Annotated in this window: 15 protein-coding genes; 7 read left to right on the top strand and 8 right to left on the bottom strand. The window is 66.7% G+C overall.

Translation table 11 applies throughout. From position 1 onward, the window contains the following. Positions 1-167: 167 nt before the first annotated feature. The 3 genes from BLEFHOIH_RS02035 to BLEFHOIH_RS02045 all read right to left on the bottom strand — a co-directional run bounded on the left by BLEFHOIH_RS02035 (position 168) and on the right by BLEFHOIH_RS02045 (position 3,456). The gene (locus tag BLEFHOIH_RS02035) at positions 168-971 is read right to left on the bottom strand and encodes a glycoside hydrolase family 16 protein (RefSeq protein ID WP_245296831.1); all 804 of its coding nucleotides are present in this window, start codon (positions 969-971) and stop codon (positions 168-170) included. 28 nt (positions 972-999) lie between these two features. Then, entirely contained in the window at positions 1,000-2,154 is a 1,155-nt protein-coding gene (locus BLEFHOIH_RS02040) for a glycosyltransferase (RefSeq protein ID WP_088342844.1), read from the bottom strand. Positions 2,155-2,244: 90 nt separating this feature from the next. Further along, a complete protein-coding gene (locus BLEFHOIH_RS02045; protein ID WP_125461542.1) occupies positions 2,245-3,456 on the bottom strand; it encodes a glycosyltransferase in 1,212 nt (403 codons plus the stop codon). A gap of 381 nt (positions 3,457-3,837) precedes the next feature. Between BLEFHOIH_RS02045 and BLEFHOIH_RS02050 the strand changes: the two genes are divergently transcribed. After that, positions 3,838-4,866: a glycosyltransferase family 2 protein gene (locus tag BLEFHOIH_RS02050; RefSeq protein ID WP_088342846.1), complete on the top strand. Its 1,029-nt coding sequence runs from the start codon at positions 3,838-3,840 to the stop codon at positions 4,864-4,866. Between the two features lie 225 nt (positions 4,867-5,091). Next, a complete protein-coding gene (locus BLEFHOIH_RS02055) occupies positions 5,092-6,396 on the top strand; it encodes a polysaccharide biosynthesis/export family protein (protein ID WP_170936945.1) in 1,305 nt (434 codons plus the stop codon). Between the two features lie 89 nt (positions 6,397-6,485). Here the strand turns inward: BLEFHOIH_RS02055 and BLEFHOIH_RS02060 are convergent, their stop codons facing one another. Both BLEFHOIH_RS02060 and gcvA read right to left on the bottom strand, forming a co-directional pair. Beyond that, positions 6,486-6,980, bottom strand: a complete 495-nt coding sequence (locus tag BLEFHOIH_RS02060) for a VOC family protein (RefSeq protein WP_088342848.1) — start codon at positions 6,978-6,980, stop codon at positions 6,486-6,488. A 370-nt stretch (positions 6,981-7,350) separates the two neighbouring features. Continuing rightward, a complete protein-coding gene (gcvA, locus tag BLEFHOIH_RS02065) occupies positions 7,351-8,274 on the bottom strand; it encodes a transcriptional regulator GcvA (protein WP_088342849.1) in 924 nt (307 codons plus the stop codon). Between the two features lie 139 nt (positions 8,275-8,413). On the opposite strand from gcvA, the gene BLEFHOIH_RS02070 reads away from it, so the two are divergent. Continuing rightward, positions 8,414-9,295 carry a LysR family transcriptional regulator gene (locus BLEFHOIH_RS02070; RefSeq protein ID WP_245296832.1) on the top strand — a complete coding sequence of 294 codons (882 nt, stop codon included), beginning with the start codon at positions 8,414-8,416 and terminating at the stop codon, positions 9,293-9,295. Positions 9,296-9,355: 60 nt separating this feature from the next. Here BLEFHOIH_RS02070 and BLEFHOIH_RS02075 read toward each other — a convergent pair whose 3' ends face one another. Beyond that, complete coding sequence (locus BLEFHOIH_RS02075) at positions 9,356-9,814, bottom strand: VOC family protein (protein ID WP_245296833.1); 459 nt, start codon at positions 9,812-9,814, stop codon at positions 9,356-9,358. A gap of 50 nt (positions 9,815-9,864) precedes the next feature. After that, entirely contained in the window at positions 9,865-10,605 is a 741-nt protein-coding gene (locus BLEFHOIH_RS02080; protein WP_088342850.1) for an SDR family oxidoreductase, read from the bottom strand. A gap of 255 nt (positions 10,606-10,860) precedes the next feature. Here BLEFHOIH_RS02080 and BLEFHOIH_RS02085 point away from each other — a divergent pair, with 255 nt between their 5' ends. From BLEFHOIH_RS02085 to BLEFHOIH_RS02100, 4 genes are all read left to right on the top strand, one after another. Continuing rightward, positions 10,861-11,424, top strand: coding sequence for an AraC family transcriptional regulator (locus BLEFHOIH_RS02085; protein ID WP_245296834.1), 564 nt, complete (start codon positions 10,861-10,863; stop codon positions 11,422-11,424). Between the two features lie 128 nt (positions 11,425-11,552). Further along, entirely contained in the window at positions 11,553-12,179 is a 627-nt protein-coding gene (locus BLEFHOIH_RS02090; RefSeq protein ID WP_088342852.1) for a (2Fe-2S)-binding protein, read from the top strand. Further along, entirely contained in the window at positions 12,176-13,153 is a 978-nt protein-coding gene (locus BLEFHOIH_RS02095; RefSeq protein ID WP_088342853.1) for a xanthine dehydrogenase family protein subunit M, read from the top strand. The genes BLEFHOIH_RS02090 and BLEFHOIH_RS02095 overlap by 4 nt, the downstream gene beginning before the upstream one ends. Then, positions 13,150-15,372 carry a xanthine dehydrogenase family protein molybdopterin-binding subunit gene (locus BLEFHOIH_RS02100; RefSeq protein WP_088342854.1) on the top strand — a complete coding sequence of 741 codons (2,223 nt, stop codon included), beginning with the start codon at positions 13,150-13,152 and terminating at the stop codon, positions 15,370-15,372. The genes BLEFHOIH_RS02095 and BLEFHOIH_RS02100 overlap by 4 nt, the downstream gene beginning before the upstream one ends. A 41-nt stretch (positions 15,373-15,413) precedes the next feature. Here the strand turns inward: BLEFHOIH_RS02100 and BLEFHOIH_RS02105 are convergent, their stop codons facing one another. Further along, positions 15,414-16,322 carry an AraC family transcriptional regulator gene (locus BLEFHOIH_RS02105; RefSeq protein WP_245296835.1) on the bottom strand — a complete coding sequence of 303 codons (909 nt, stop codon included), beginning with the start codon at positions 16,320-16,322 and terminating at the stop codon, positions 15,414-15,416. Between the last annotated feature and the right edge of the window lie 40 nt (positions 16,323-16,362).

Raw genomic sequence — 16,362 nt, forward strand, 5'->3', positions numbered from 1 at the left:
CTCGCCTCTCCACTTGCCGCAGCAATAGCGGAAATATGATTGGGTCCCGGCTCGGCCTGACGGCCGTCCGGGACGACGGGGAGAGGACCTTCGATACGCAAAGGTCTCCCATGGGAGAGGGGGTTGGCTGCGGCATGGGCTCGGGCATGTGCCGGACGGGCCGCGCTCTAATTCCGCGCGCTCTTGCCGTGGCGGCGGCAGACGATCGATTCCGGGAACTGGCATTTTTCGCCGGCCTTGGTGAAGGCGATGCGGTCGTAGCGGGCGATGAGGGGCTGGCCGGGATAGTCAAACTTGCCGAGCCAGCCATCCAGGTCGACGCCGCCCCAGATGCTGAGCATGATCTTGCCCGGCGTGTTCGGGAAGGGCGTGCCCTCCTGGCGCTTCTCCTCGTGCATCAGCTCGCCGTTGAGGTACCAGCGGATGGCATCGGGCGCCCATTCGAAGGCGTAATCGGCCATGGTCTGCGAGGCATCGAACGGCAAGGGCGCCATATATTCGTGGCCGCCCTTGGCCTCGCCGAAATAGTTGAGCTGGACGGCGTGCCGGTCCTTGCCCAGGAACTCGATATCGATCTCGTCATGCGGGTTCGGCGCATCCGGCCTCGGCCCGATATAGGTGAAGAAGGCGCTGACCAGCCCGGACGCCGCCGCCGGGCGCATCCGCACTTCATAGGTGCCGTAGCCATAGGAATCGTGGGTCTGCATCTCCGCGCAGCTATAGGGCCGGCCCTCGGTGGCCGCGCCGGCATCCTCCGGCTCCAGCACCAGTTCCAGCGTGCCGTCGACAATATGCACGTTCTTCTTGGACCAGGTGCAATTCTGGTGCGTGCCGTTGGCCCAGCCATCCGACTTGTACCAGCGTGCCGGATCGATACGGTCGAATTCGTCGACGAACGAGGCGCCGGCGCCCGCTTCGGCGTCCTGCGCGCCGGCGGGAAAAGCAGTCGCAGCGAGCAAACTCAACAACATAACGCCAAATACCGGCCCGCTTCTTAGCTCAATCGTCATCCTTTGGCCAACCTTCCTGTCCTTCCGCGACAAGTCGGTATAGCCTATCCCAATAGACGTTGGCTTTGCGAGAATCGAACAGCGTTACCGATTTTGCGCGCGCGGCCTTCCGCATGGCGGCCAGCCGGGCCGGGTCGCGTATCAAATCGGTAACGGCCTGGACGCTCGCCTGCGCCAGCCGTTCGATCTCGCCCGCATAGATCGCCTCGAAACCGGGCTCGCCCCGCCCGGCCATGCCGGAATGCACCCAGTCGCCGAGCTCGTTGGTCTCCAGGTCGAGCAGCAGGCCGTTCTCCCCCGCATTGATGAACTCGGGCACCGCGCTTTGCCGGGTCGCCAGGACGGGGGTCCAATTGGCCATGGATTCGATGATGCTGTAGCCGAACGTGTCGGAGAAGGTGGTCAGCAGCGACAGATGCGACCGGCGCAGCAGCCGCTGCACCGCATCATTCGGCAAACCGGACCGGTGACGCACATTGGGCAGATTCAACAGCTCGAAATAGGGCTCGAAGAAGCCCGGCCGGAGCGGGTCGGTCCACACACTCGCGCCAGCCTCCAGGGTCGAGACGATGTTGACCTGGAGGTTCAGCCCGCGCTCCAGCGCGATCTGGGCGAGGCGCACCGCCACGCAGCCGCCCTTGCGCCCGAAATGATTGCCGACGAAGGTGATGATGAAAGGCTCGATCGCCTCGCCCGCCATCTGATCGGGGATGTCGGGGATGTCGATATTGGGATAGCGCACGCCGAGCTTGGGCTCCAGCCGGTCGAGCAGGCCGCTCTGCCGGTGGACGGCGCGGAAGGTGCGCCGGGCGTGCTCAGAGATGGCGATGATGCGCCTGCATCGCGGCCCGGCGAGCAACTGGCTGACCTTCTGGAAATAGCCGGTGTGTTCAAGGCCGTAGGCGCGCGGCAGATGCGATTCAAAACCGATGATGAAGGGCAGCGGCTCGATCGGGATGCGGTTGAAGGCATGGATCAGGTCGAACCCCTGCAGCGGCAGCGGGTTGAAGACGGTCACGGCTTCAAAACGCTTCCAGAGCCGGTTGACGGGGACGAAGCCGCGCCGGTCGACTCGATTGGCGGAATAGCGGGGACCATTGAACAACCAGGGGTAGCGCGTCGGTGCTAAAATGCGCAAGCTCATGGCAATACCTAAAGTTTGGTTTAAAGACAAACGGCTCAATGCGCGGCAACGGAAAAACGCAGTCGAAAAATCATATGGAGATCGAAAAGGTCAGGGTTTGCAAACGGCCCGGACCAGCCGGGCCGTGTCGGTCGTGTCGATGAAAAGCGCCGGATCGGCGTGGCGCACGGAATGGCGGGCGGCGGTATATTCGTCTTCAGTCAGTGTTTCTAAGAACCTAACGGCCTCCTCCTCCAGTGGTTCCGCGAGCGTGAAGCCAAGATGTTCACGCTCGACCATGTCGCCCGTGGCATTGCCGCTCGCGGCGATCATCACGGCGCCCATCAGCCCGCCCTCGTAGAGCCGGTTGGCGAGGCACCATTCGGAATTGCCGCCGGGATCGAGAAAATCGGCGGTCCAGATGAAATGGACCTTGCTGTAGATCTCGGCCAGGTCGCGCGGATTGACGTAAGGGCCTTCGAAAGTCAGGTTCGGAAGGCGGGCGGCGGCGGCGCGGATGGTTTCGGCCGGAATATCGGTTTCGGACGGGATGCCGCGCAGCGTGATGGCGACCTTGTCGCCGAGGCGCTCCGCCAGATGGGTGAGGATGGCCATGCTGCGGGCGCATTTCAGCACCCCGAACATGCCGATCACCCATGGCGGCCCGGGCGGCAGCCCGCCTTGCGGCAAAGCGCCGCCCTCCGGGAAGGCGGCGGCGGGAAGCTTGTTTTCGAGCAGGAACCAGCGGCCGGTGTAATTCTGACGAGGCTCGAAATAATGGCGGATATAGTCGGGCGCGCTGACCACCAGCAGGCTCGAGCCCGCCATCAGCCGGCGCTCGGCCCAGCGGAACAGCCGGCTGGCGAGCCCGTCGCCCAGAAACACCCGGCGCACGTCGAGCACCTCATAGGCGATCGGCGCCTTGGCGCCGGTGAGGGCCTTCGCCAGCACCGCGACCAGCAGCATGTCGAGATTGCGGGCATAGATGGCGTCGCACTGGCGCAGAAGCGCCCGCCGGCGCACCGCGCGGATCACGCCCAGCAGCAATTTCGGCAGTCGCTCCAGATAGTTGCGATCGACGGTGGTTCCGAGGTCGACATTGTCCCATTCGGGCGCCGCGTCGCGTCCTTCGCGCTCGCGCCGGAACATGAAGCCCATCACGCGCGCGCCGCTCGCCTGAAAGCCGCGCGCCCGCTTGATGACCGTGCTCTCCGCCGAATCATGTCCGAAAAAGGCGATCAGCGGTCCCGGTTCCGCGCCGGGCATGGCTGCCGCGCCGGTCGTCTCGGCTCGCGCCGGATGATCGCGTATCAGGGACTGCATGCGCCGGAACCCTTCTTGTTGGCCGCCCGCGTCGAGGCAGGCAGCCAGCACGTCAAATCGCGGCCCCTAATAAACGATGTCAAATTTCATCTGCCAAGCCGTGATACTCACAATGGAAAAGCCGAAGGCCTCCCTCTTTAGCATGTGTTCCGGTTCGGTATCGCCGGGGGATACCCCTTATGATTAATCATCTCTCGAAAGAGTGTCTGCCCAGTTCACGCCATCCGGTTTATGCCAAATGAGCACGGACGCGGCCCCACGCGAACGCGTATTCGCGCCCGCTTGAACCTTTATCAAGGCTTTCATCGTCAGATCGCGGGAGCAATCGACAGGAAGGGAGAGCGGCATGAGCGGTCCCGTTAGCGACAAGGCCGGCAGCCGATGAGCGCGGATGCCAAGCCCTTCGTCGCCATCATCATGCCCGCGCTGAACGAGGAAGGCTATATCGAAGCCGCGATCGCCTCGGTGACGCCGGAGGATGACGGCGGCATCGATTACGAGCTGCTGGTGATGGATGGCGGCAGCACCGACCGCACGGCGGAGATCGTCGAACGGCTCGGCGAGGAGAACGGCCGCATCAAGCTCCTGGCCAATCCGCGCAAGATCCAGTCCGCCGCCATGAACATCGCCGCGCGCGACGCCTCGCCGCAGGCGCAATATCTGCTGCGTGCCGATTGCCATTCGCATTATCCGGAAGGCTTTGCCGAGCGCTGCGTCGCGGCGCTGAGGGAAAAGGGCGCCGCTTCGGTGGTGGTGACGATGCGCAGCGTCGGGCGCGGCTGCCTGCAGAAGGCGATTGCGGCGGCGTCCAACAGCCGGCTCGGCAATGGCGGCTCGGCCCATCGCCGCGCGGGCGCCTCCTGCTATGTCGACCATGGCCATCACGCCGCCTTCGACCGCGAGGCCTATCTGGCGCTCGGCGGCTATGACGAAAGCTTCCGCCATAATGAGGACGCCGAATATGACCAGCGCGTCCTCCGCTCGGGCCGGCGCATCTGGCTGATCGGCGATCTCGCCATCGACTATTTCCCGCGTGCCGATTTCAGCGCGCTGGGCCGCCAATACCGCAATTATGGCTGGGGCCGCGCCAATACGCTGATGAAGCACAGGGCGATCCCGCGTCCGCGCCAGATCCTGCCGGTGGTGATTTTCGTCGGCAATGCGGGAGCGCTGCTGCTCGCACCGCTGGTTCCGGAATTTCTGCTCGTGCCTCTGCTCTATGCCGGCCTGTGCTGCGGCTGGGGCCTCGCCCTGGCGCTCAAGGCGGGCAATGTCTGCACGGCGCTCAGCGGACCGGCGGCGATGGTGATGCATCTGAGCTGGGCCTATGGCTTCCTCTGGCGCCTGCTGCTGCCGCCCGCGACCGAGGCCGGAGGGCTCCGCAACCGGCCCGGGCCGGCCCCCGGTTAAGTGCGTTGCCAGATCAAACTGGCGCAGCCCGCGTCACGTGTTACGGTGTTGGAAAGCAAACCGAGACGTTGCATTGGCAACTTATGCGATGAACGTCCGGCTGGGAGCGCCCCGCCAAGGGGTTCACCTTCGAGGGTATCGACGATGGATATGGGTTTTCGGCGTTTCGCCTGCTGCGCGATTGGTGGCCTGGTGCTTGGCTCTGGGCCTGTTATGGCAGCGGAAATGAAGCCGGCCCAGATGCCCGTTGCCGAGGAGCAGACCGCATCCGCGCCCTACCGGCTCGGACCTCAGGACGTCATCAGCGTCAAGGTCGTCGAATGGCGGCCGTCCATCGATCAGATCTATGCCTGGGAAGCGCTTAACGACAAATATACCATCGGGCCGGCCGGGCAGCTCGCCTTGCCGCTGGTCGGCGAGATCCCGGTGCTGGGGCTGACCACGGGCGATTTGGCGCAGCGGATTTCCGAGCAATTGAAGGACCGGATGCGGCTCGCCGCACCGCCGGATGCGACCGTCGAGATCGTCGAATACCGGCCGATGTACCTGTTCGGGCAGGTGGAAAAGCCCGGCCAATATCCCTATCAGCCGGGCATGACGGTGCTGCGCGCCGTCAGCGTGGCAAGCGGACTGGTGCGTACCCGCGACCCGCGGCTGCAGCGCGAGGCCATCACCTCGCGCGGCGAACTCGATGTTCTGCTCAGCGAGCTCGACGGTCTGATCGCGCGCAATGCCCGGCTCGAAGCCGAACTGGCCGGCGCCACCGAGATCACCTTCCCGCCCGCCCTCGCCGACCAGAAGGACCAGCCGCATGTCATGCGGCTGATGGAGCAGGAGAAGCTGATTTTCGAGGCCCGCAATTTCGCCTATGCGACGCAGTTGAGCGCGACCAAGCAGCTCAAGGTCTTTCTCGAGCAGGAAGTCCAATCGCTGAAGAACCAGCGCGATGTCCACAATACCCAGCAGCGGCTGGTGACCGAGGAACTGGAAAAGGTGCGCGGGCTCGCCAGCAAGGGCCTGACCACCGGCACGCGCCAGCTCGAACTGGAGCGGCTCTCGGCCCAGCTCGAGGGCGACGGTTTGCGGCTCGACGGCAGCGCCATCAAGGCCAAGCAGGACATCTCCCGCACCGACATCGCCATTCTTGAATTGCAGAACAAGCGCAAATCCGATGTCACCGTCGATCTGCGCGAGACCAAGCGCCTGCTCGAACAGGTCCAGAGCAAACGCAACACCGCCGCCAAGCTCGTCTATGATTCGGAAGTCATCGCGCCGGGCCTGCTGCTCGACGACGACACGGGCGACGCGGCGCAGATGGTCTACAAGATCGTCCGCAATACCGGCGGCAAGACCGTCGAATTCGTGGCGGGCGAGAACACGCCTGTGCTGCCAGGCGACACGATCAAGGTCGAGGCTCCCAAAGGCAAGCGCCGCGGCTCCGAGCTCAGCGCCGCGCCCGAGGGCCGCCCCCGGACCGGCGGCCTTGCCTCCGCCGGCACCCCCGAGGGGGATGTGGGCAAGTCGCGCTAAGGCAATTCGTTGATTTTGCAACCGGACTTCCCGCGCACCGGAGGGGGCAGCGGCAGCTTGCTTCTGCCTGCCGCTTGCCCCCCGCCTTGCTATCGGTATGAAGCAGGATCGAAGCCGGACCGGTCGAAATAGAGCGAGGCAGCCAGGGCCTCACCCGTCTGGGTGAAGGAATCGGCGAGCTTCTTCATTTCGGGAATGCGCGACCGGTCGAGCGTTGTCACATCGGGCCAGTCGACCTCCAGAAGATTGCCGCCGGGATCGCGCAGATACATTTGAACGCTGCCGCCGGGCAATTCATTGATCGAATTGCTGAAGGTCGTCTCATCGAGCGCTCCGAGCTCCTTCGCAGCCTCATAGACCGCATGGAAGTCGGTCACGTCGAGCGCGAAATGCTGGTAGCGCGCCAACGCGTCCTTAAGCTGGAACAGATGGAGCTGCAGCGTCCCGCAGCGCAGCCATTGCGCGGGGAAACCGAAATTGTAAGTCGGGATGCGCTCCATTCCGAACACCGTCTCGTAAAAGCGCAATGACGCTTCAAGATCCGTCGCCGCGACGGAAAGATGATTGAAGCCGATTGCCCGCATTGGGGCCTCCTGTCAGTGATGAACAATCAAGATCCATGCGCCGCGGGATGCAATTCCCGGCACGCGCAGTTTGCCGGACGCGGGTGAATACGCGCGGGCCTCCTGAAAAAACGTCAGTCACGCTGCACGCGCATTACCAGGGCATTGCAAATGAAACCGTGCGGCTGGAAATGCGGTCTCCTCGCGAGGACGGCGGCAAGGTTGCCGCAATCGCGGCGCATTCCAGCAAGAACGGAACAGAGGAGCGGCAGGCGCGGCTATGGTTTGCGACGCGCTTGCGCCACCCGCGCGGCAGGTCGCCGGCGACCTTGGAGACGACAAGCAGCGCTCTGGTGCCGTGAGGCCAGGCGTTCCCGAATTGATCTCGCCTCTAGGAGGAGGACGGCGCCTGGGCAGCGCTCGCGGCGGCCTCGGCCTGGGCCTGCTCGATGAGCCAGGCACGAAAACGCCGGAAGGCCGGGTTGCGCAGCCGGTCCTTGGGGAAGATGAAGTAATAGGTGAAGCTGCCGCGGTCCAGCGCCGGGCCGAAAGGCTGGATCAGGCGCCCCTCGCGCAGATCGTCGAGGAAGAATGCCTTCTGCGCCATCATGATGCCGAGCCCCTGCAGCACCGCCTGATAGGCGAGCGTCGAGCTGGCATATTTGTCCCCGGCATAGGCGTCGATATGCGGCGCGCCGGCGGCCCGCAGCCAGTAGCGCCAATCATCCATCCGCACGATCGAGTGCAGCAGCACCACCTTGGCCAGATCGTTGACGCTCGTCAGCCCATGCGCCCGCTGAAAGGCCGGCGTGCAGAGCGGCACCAGTTCGTTCGGCAGGAGCCGGTCGGTCTCGACGCCCGGCCAATTGCCGTCGCCGAGCCGGATCGCGCCGTCGACGCTCTCGCGGCCGAAATCGACGGTCTCGTTCGAGGTGGTGAGGCGGACCTCGGTGGTCTGGTTGGCGGCGTGGAAGCTGCCGAGGCGCGGGATCAGCCATTTCATGGCGAAGGTCGTATAGGCGCGGACGCGCAGCACGTCCCTGGCCCGCCTGCCGGTAAGCTTTTCGGTGGCCTCGCGGATGCCGTCGAGATGCTGCGTGATGGCGGCGAGATAATGCTCGCCTTCGTTGGTCAGCACGATCTCGCGCGGGGCGCGGCGGAAGAGGCGGATGCCCAGATGGGTTTCGAGGCTGCGCACCTGGCGGCTGATCGCGCCGGGCGTGACGGACAGCTCCTCCGCCGCCCGGCGGATGCTCTGCAGCCTGCCAGCGGCTTCGAAAGCGCGCAAGGGATTGAGGGGCGGGAGCTTGTCCATGCAAAAAGCAATGCCCGCATGTTGCCTTTTAGTCAACGATGCCGCCCGGCATTCTCCCTCTCGCCGCTGCCGGTTCCTTCCTATCTTTGCGGATGAACCCGCCATGACGGCGGAGACAATCGATAAGTGTCCTTCGGCTATGCAATTTTTTTGGGGCTCGAACAGCGGCGTGGAGTGGAGCGACCTGCGCGTCTTCCTCGCCATTGCGCGCGAGGGCACGCTCAGCGCCGCCGCCCGCAAGCTCGGCCAGACCCAGCCAACCATGGGACGCCGCCTGCGCGCGCTCGAAGGCGCCGTCGGCCACACGCTGTTCCAGCGCACCACCGAGGGATTTTTCCTGACCGACGAAGGCAACTCGGTGCTCGTCCATGCCGAGCGCATGGAGGAGGAGGCGCTCGCCTTCCAGCGCCAGCTCGCCGGCCGTGACACCCAGCTCGAGGGCATGTTGCGGCTGACCGCGCCCGACTGGTTCGGCATTCATATCCTGGCCCCGGTGCTCGCCGAATTCGGGGAGCTGCATCCGAAGGTGCGGGTCGAATTGCTGGCGGATTCGCGCCACTACAGCCTGCCCCGCCGCGAGGCCGATCTGGCATTCCGCATCCGGCCGTTCGAGGATCCGGAAGTGGTTTCGCGGCGGCTGCTGCACCTGCCCTACGCGCTGTACGGCCCGGCCGGCACGGAGCCGCCAAGGCTGGGCGACGGTTACGGCGCCCGCGTCATCACCATGGACTTGGCGCTCGCCGAGATGCCGGATGCGATCTGGCTGCGGCGCGCGCTGCCGGGGGCCCATGCCGCCTGCCGCAGCAACAATCGCGACGTGCAGGCGGCGCTGTGCGCCAGAGGCGCCGGGCTCGCCGTGCTCCCCTGCCCGCTCGGCGACGTCGTGCCGGGCATCGTCCGCCTGGATATCGGCGAAGAGCCGCCCGGCCGGGACGCCTATCTGGGCTATCACCGCGACCTGCGGCGGCTGATGCGGCTGCGGGCGCTTCTGGATCTCATCATCGGCCGGCTCGCGAAATGACCCGCTTACCGGCCTCCCGGGGGGAGCCGCGCCGCACGCGCGCCGCCCCCTCGATGCCCGTCAGGCAAGCACCTGGGTCAGTTCGAACAGATTGCCCCAGGGGTCGGCGAAGAAGGCGAGCCGGCGGCTGATGACGGGAAGGTCGAAAGGCTCGGTGACGATGGTGACGCCGCGGCGGCGCAACTCGGCGACGGTTGCGTCGGCATCGTCGACGCCGATGCAGATGTGATGCCAGCCGGCGAGGTTGAGGCTGTCGCCGAGATCCTTGTAGGAGGGCCGGCCGGCCGCGCCCGCGCCGGCCAGGATCTCGATCTTGAAGCCGGAATCGACCGCCGGGGCGACATAGGCCAGCTTCAGGTCGCCATAGGGCCAGGTATGGATGACGCGGAAATCCAGCTTCTCGGTGTACCAGGCGATGGCGGCATCGAAATCGGGCACGCGGATGCCGGCATGGTCGCCGCGCATCGACGTGAAGGGGCTTTCGGTCTTGGCGTTGGGGAATTTGGTCGGCATCGACATTGGCAGCTCCATCGAGAGGTTGATTTGAAAGGTTGAGGCCGGTAGGGGGCTCAGATGATGCCGCCATTGGCGCGCAGCACCTGGCCGTTGATCCAGCCGCCGTCCGGTCCGGCGAGGAAGGCGACGGCCGCCGCGATGTCGGCCGGCAGGCCGAGCCGTTCGAGCGGCGGCAGCGAGCCGAGATGGTCGACCACCTCCTGCGGCTTGCCATGCAGGAACAGCTCGGTGGCGGTCGGTCCGGGCGCGATGGCGTTCACGGTGATGTTGCGGCCGCGCAATTCCTTGACCAGCACATGGGTCATCGCCTCGACGCCCGCCTTGGTCGCGGCGTAGGCGGCATAGGTCGGCTGGTAGAGTCCGACGGCGCTCGAGGAAAAGCTGATGATCCGCCCGCCCGGCCGCAGGCGCCTTGCCGCCTCCCGCAGGCCGTTGAAGACGCCTTTGAGGTTGATCGCGACATGGCGGTCGAACAGCGCGTCGTCGGTTTCGGCGACGGTCGCGAGCTGCGCGATGCCCGCATTGTTGACCAGCACGTTGACGCCGCCATAGATGCGCTCGGCGCTGTCGAACATTGCCTGCATCGCGCGGGGATCGCTGACATCGGCCCGGACGGCGCTCGCCTGGCCGCCCCGCTTGAGGATGCGCGCGACCTGTTCCTCGGCATCGTCGGCATTGGCCGCGAAATTGACGATGACGGCGAAGCCATCCGCCGCCAGCCGTTCGGCGACGGCCGCACCGATGCCGCGCGACGCACCGGTGACGATTGCTGTTTTTCCATTCCGCGCCGTCATTTCTATGTCTTTCTCCCGTGGCTTCAGGCGATGGCGGGATCCTAGGCCCGGCCGCGGCCGCCGGCTGTCATGGGGTTTTGGTGTTTTTTTTAATCCGTGGACGACCGGCCTCGCGGGCCACAGCCGGCATATCGGTGCTGGCGCCGCGCGAGCCGCTAAACATTTCTGCACGCCGGCCGTGCACCGACTTTCATTGCGTTGCAACGCCCTGAGCTGGGAGCTTGAGCGGACTAACGCTTTGGAATGGAGCGAACATTGGCCGATTGGCGGATCCCCGACGGGGCTGAATCAATATTAGGAAGCGGCGGTGGGACCCCACCCGGCGGCGGGCTTGGCGACCCGCTCGGGGAGATCGCCCGCATCCTGGACGTGCTCGGCCGCGAGGCGGCGCAGAGCGACCCGTCCTCCCGCCGCTTCATCGAGCGGGCTGTCGAACTGCTCGAAGCCCCGCTCGCGCGCCGCGAGACACCGCCCGGCGCGCCGGGATCGTATCGCGGGCTCGCCGGCTGGCAGGTCAAGCGCGTGACCGCCTATATGCGCGAGCATCTGGCCGAGGAGATCAATCTGGACGAGCTCGCCGCGCTGATCAAGCTGAGCCGCTTCTATTTCTGCACCGCCTTCCGGCAGGCGACCGGCCGCACGCCGCATGCATGGCTGATCGAGGAGCGCATCGCGCAAGGTCGGGAGCTGCTGGCCGATCCCTCGCTGCGCATCACCGATGTCGCGCTGGCGGTCGGCTATCAGACGCCCTCCGCCTTTTCCGCGCGCTTCCGCAGACTGACGGGCGTGACCCCGACGGAATACCGGAGGCGTCTGTAGCGGCCGCGCCCGCGATCTCCGAAATGCTGCGACATTCGCCGAAACATCCGAACAGCAGCGGGCCGGGCCGCCCATTACCTTCTTGGCCAAGCCTTGGATTTGAATCTGACCCGAAAGGAAGAGCGTCGATGCCAGAGGAGACTTCACATATCCCGCCCGCCGCGGCGGCGTTTCCCCCCGTATCGCGCCGCGAGGTGCTCCAGGCGACGGCAGGCGCGGTGGCGCTCGCCGCCTTGCCCGGCGGGGCGGCGGATTCAGCAGCGGCGGCGGAGGCCGGGGCGGCAGCCGGGCACAGTTTGCGCATCACCGTCAACGGCCACGCGCATGAGCTGGCCATCGACCCGCGCCAGTCGATCCTCGACGTGCTGCGCGAAAGGCTGAACCTGACGGGCACGAAGAAGGGCTGCAATCAGGGCGCCTGCGGGGCGTGCACCATTCTTCTCAACGGCCAGCGGGTCAATGCCTGTCTGACGCTCGCCGCCATGCATGACGGCGCCGAGATCACCACCATCGAAGGGGTGGCGCAAGGCGAGGCGCTGCATCCGCTGCAGGCCGCCTTCATCGAACATGACGGCTTCCAATGCGGCTATTGCACCGGCGGCCAGATCATGTCCGGCCTCGGCTGCATCGCGGAAGGCCATGCGGGCTCGCCGGCCGAGATCAAGGCGTGGATGAGCGGCAATATCTGCCGCTGCGGCGCCTATCCCGGCATCGTCGCCGCGATCGCCCAGGCGAACAAGGCGGTGCGCTCATGATCCCGTTCACCTTGCAGAAAGTCCTGACGGAGGCCGAGGCGATTGCCGCCGCCGGACAGGGAGGCCGCTACATCGCTGGCGGGACGACGCTGATCGACCTGATGCGCGAGGAGGTCGAGCGGCCGGAAAAGCTCGTCGACATCAACGCGCTGCCGATCAAGCACATCCGCGCCGAGGGCGGCGATCTCGTCATCGGCGCGCTGGCCCGCATGTCGGAAGTTGCGGCGCACCCGGAGACGCAGCGCTTGCAGCCGCTGATCGCCGAAACGCTGGTCGAGGGCGCCTCGCCGCAATTGCGCAATGTCGCCTCCATCGGCGGCAATCTCCTGCAGCGCTGCCGATGCCCCTTTTTCCGGATGCTCGACGCCGGCTGCAACAAGCGCGCGCCCGGGACCGGCTGCTCGGCCATCGAGGGCCTCAACGGCGGCCATGCCATCCTCGGCACCAGCGACCAATGCGCGGCGACCCATCCCTCCGACCTCGCGGTGGCGCTGATCGCGCTCGACGCGACGATGCGCGTGACCGGCCCCGGCTATGAGCGGTCGTTCCCGGTGGACGAGCTGTTCCGGCTTCCCGGCACGACGCCGCATCTGGAACACACGCTGCGGCCGGGCGAGCTGATCGCCGAAATCCGCGTGCCGGGCGGCCCCCACGCCCGGCGCGCGCGCTACCTGAAGGTGCGCGACCGCTCCTCCTATGAGTTCGCGGTCGTCTCCGCCGCGGCGGCGCTCCATGTCGAAGGCGGGATCGTCCGCGATGCCCGGATCGCCTGCGGCGGCGTCGGCACCAGGCCCTGGCGGATGCGGGCCGTCGAGCGCGCGCTGATCGGCAAGGCGCCGGATCGGGCCGCCTTCGAGGCTGCGGCCCGCCAGGCAACGGAGGGCGTCAAGCCGCTATCCGGCAATCACTACAAGGTCGAACTGTTGCCGCGGACCATCGTCCGGGCGCTCGAAATGGCGGGAGAGGTCGCATGACCATGCAAGCAATCGGCAAGCCGCATTCGCGCGTCGACGGCCGCGCGAAAGTCACCGGCGGAGCGCGCTACGCCGCCGAGTTCAACCAGCCGGACCAGCTCTACGCCGTGGTCGTCGGCAGCACGGTCGGCCTCGGCCGCATCCTGCGCATCGACGCCGGGGCGGTCGCGCAAATGCCCGGCGTGCGGGCGGTGATCAGCCATCTCAACGCGCCGCGCCTCGCCTATCAGCCGCATAAGGGCGGCACCGATCCCGCCAACGGCGAGCGGCTGCATGTGCTGCAGGACGATCAGGTGCGGTTCTACGGCCAGCCGGTCGCCGTGATCGTCGCGGACAGCCTCGACCATGCCGAACGCGCCGCCGCCGCCCTGGCGGTGAGCTACGCGGGCGAAACCCCGGTCGTCGACCCGCTTGATGCCAAGGTGCAGCCGGTCGCCCCTCAGGCTGGCCGCGCCGGGGCCGACAGATCGCGCGGCGATGCCGATGCCGCCTTCGCCGCCGCGCCCGTCACCGTCGAGGCCAGCTTCGACATGGCCCGGGAGAACCACACGCCGATGGAGCCCCATGCGACCATCGCCGCCTGGTCGGGCGACCGCCTGACCTTGTGGAGCAAGAGCCAGTTCGTCGTCAACGAGCAGGCCGAGATCGCCGCCATTTTCGGCATGCCGGCGGCGAATGTCCAGGTGATCTGCCCGTTCGTCGGGGGCGGTTTCGGCACCTCGCTGCGGACCTGGCCGCATGTGACGCTCGCGGCCATCGCGGCGCGGCAGGTCGGGCGTCCGGTCAAGCTGGTGCTCACCCGGCGGCAGATGTTCCACACCACCGGCCATCGGCCGCGAACGCTGCAGCGCGTCGCGCTCGGCGCGACCACGGACGGGCGGCTCACCAGCCTGATCCATGAGGGCAGCGGCGAGACCAGCCGCTACGAGCAGTTCGTCGAAGCGCTCACCTCGACTTCCGGCTTCATGTATTCCTGCCCGAATGTGCGGACCCGCTACCGGCTGCTGCCGATGGATACCGGCACGCCCACCTTTATGCGCGGGCCGGGCGAGGCGAGCGGCATGTACGCGGTCGAATCCGCCATCGACGAATTGAGCTACAAGCTCGGCATCGACCCCGTCGAGCTGCGGCGGCGCAACGAGCCCGCGATCGACGAGGCCGAAAAGCTCCCGTTCTCGAGCCGCTCGCTCATGCAATGCTACGCACTTGGCGCCGAACGCTTCGGCTGGGCGAGCCGCGATCCGCGGCCGCGCGCCATGCGCGACGGGCGGCTGCTGATCGGCTGGGGCGTCGCCTCGGCGTCCTATCCGTGCTTCTTCTCGCCGGCCAGCGCCCGCGTCCGCCTCCTCGCCGATGGGTCCGCCGAGGTCGAGGCGGCGTCAAGCGACATGGGCCCCGGCACCTATACGTCCATGACCCAAGTCGCGGCGGAGACGCTCAGCCTGCCTCTGGACAAGGTGCGCTTCAGCCTCGGCCGGTCCGATTTCCCGGCGACGCCGTCGCATGGCGGTTCGCAGACCATGTCCTCGGTCGGGTCGGCGGTGCGCGCGGCGTGCCTCGCCGTGCAGGCGGAGCTGGCGAAGCGGGCGGTCGCGGACCGGCGATCACAGCTTTTCGGCGCCTCCATCGATAGCGTCGAATGGCGGGAAGGGCGCCTGAGCCGCAAGGGCGATGCTGCCGCCGGGCCATCCTATAGCGAGCTGGTGACGGGCGCCGGCGGCTCGCCGGTCGAAGCGGGCGCGTCCGCCGCGCGCGATGCCGCGATCGCCAAGCAATATTCCATGCACGCTTTCGGCGCGGTCTTCGTCGAAGTCTCCGTCGATCCCGATCTGGGTCTCGTCCGCCTGCGCCGGGCGGTCGGTGCCTACGGGGCCGGACGCATCGTCAATCCGAAGCTGGCGACGAGCCAGTGCATCGGCGGCATGGTCGGCGGCCTCGGCATGGCATTGATGGAGCGCACCGCCCTCGACCCGCGCGACGGCCGCCCGGTCAACGCGCATATGGGGGATTATCTCGTGCCGGTGAATCTCGACGTGCCGCATCTGGAGGCGCATTTCGTCGAGGAGCAGGACCCGCATGTCAATCCGCTCGGCGTCAAGGGCCTGGGCGAGGTCGCGCTGGTCGGCATGGCGCCCGCGATCGCCAACGCCGTGTTCCATGCGACCGGAAAACGGGTGCGCGAACTGCCGATCCGGATCGAGAACCTGCTGGACGTCTAGTGGGCCAATAAAAGTCATCCCCGCGCGAGCGGGGATGACGGTCAGAGCTGGCGCCGCCGGTATTCGGACGGCGTCACGCCCGTGAATTTGCGGAAACTTGCCGTGAAGGCGGAGGGCGTCTGATATCCCACCGCCAGCGCCACATCGGTAATGCGCAGCGACGCATCGGCCAGCAGCCCTCGGGCGCGGTCCATGCGCTGCTGCGTCAGCCATTCATGCGGCGTGCGCCCGGTCGCGACCCGGAACGACGTGCAGAAATGGAAGCGGCTCAGCTTGACCAGCCCGGCGAGCTCGTCGAGGCCGATGGTCTTGTCGAGATGCTCAATCATATAGGCGGTCACGCGCTTCACCTGCCAGTCGGCAAGGCCGCCGCGGTTCGGAGCCGGCGCGCCGAGCCCCGACGATACGCAATGGCGCCGGATGAGCTGGGTGCAGAGGAGATCGATGGCCTGCTCCACGAACAGGCGCGCGGCGGGGTCGCTCTGCGCCGCTTCCCGGGCGAGCAGTTCCAGGATGCGGGCCGCCGCCCCGTCCTCGAAGGCGAGCCGGTCGACCAGCTCCACGCGCCGCCCCCCGGCGATCTGATCCGCCCAGGAGCGCAGGCGCCGCTCGGTCAGGAAAATGTGCGACATCTCGCTCTGCCCGCCGACATACCAATGTCCGTCATGCCCCTTGGGGATCAGGGTGATGGTGCCCGGCCGGGTCAGGCCGGAGAGGGTGACGCCGCCGCGCCGCCAGACCGTCTCGCGTTCGGCGCCGTAATAGGTCTTGACGACATGCGCCGACATGCCCGGCACGTAATGGTCGACCGCGCCGAGCGTCCAGCGCGGCGTCAGCCGCGTATCGCCGCCGAGGCTCTCGGGAGCGAGCGGCGGGGCGACATCCATCAGGCAGCGGAACTCTCCGATGATGGTTTGCTCATCCGGTTCGTCATTCAAATCTGTCGGCAAAATGCGGTCTCCTCGGATCCGTTCCGGTCTGAAGGCTTTG

The organism is Rhodomicrobium sp. R_RK_3 (assembly GCF_002198715.1).
GTDB lineage: Bacteria > Pseudomonadota > Alphaproteobacteria > Rhizobiales > Rhodomicrobiaceae > R-RK-3.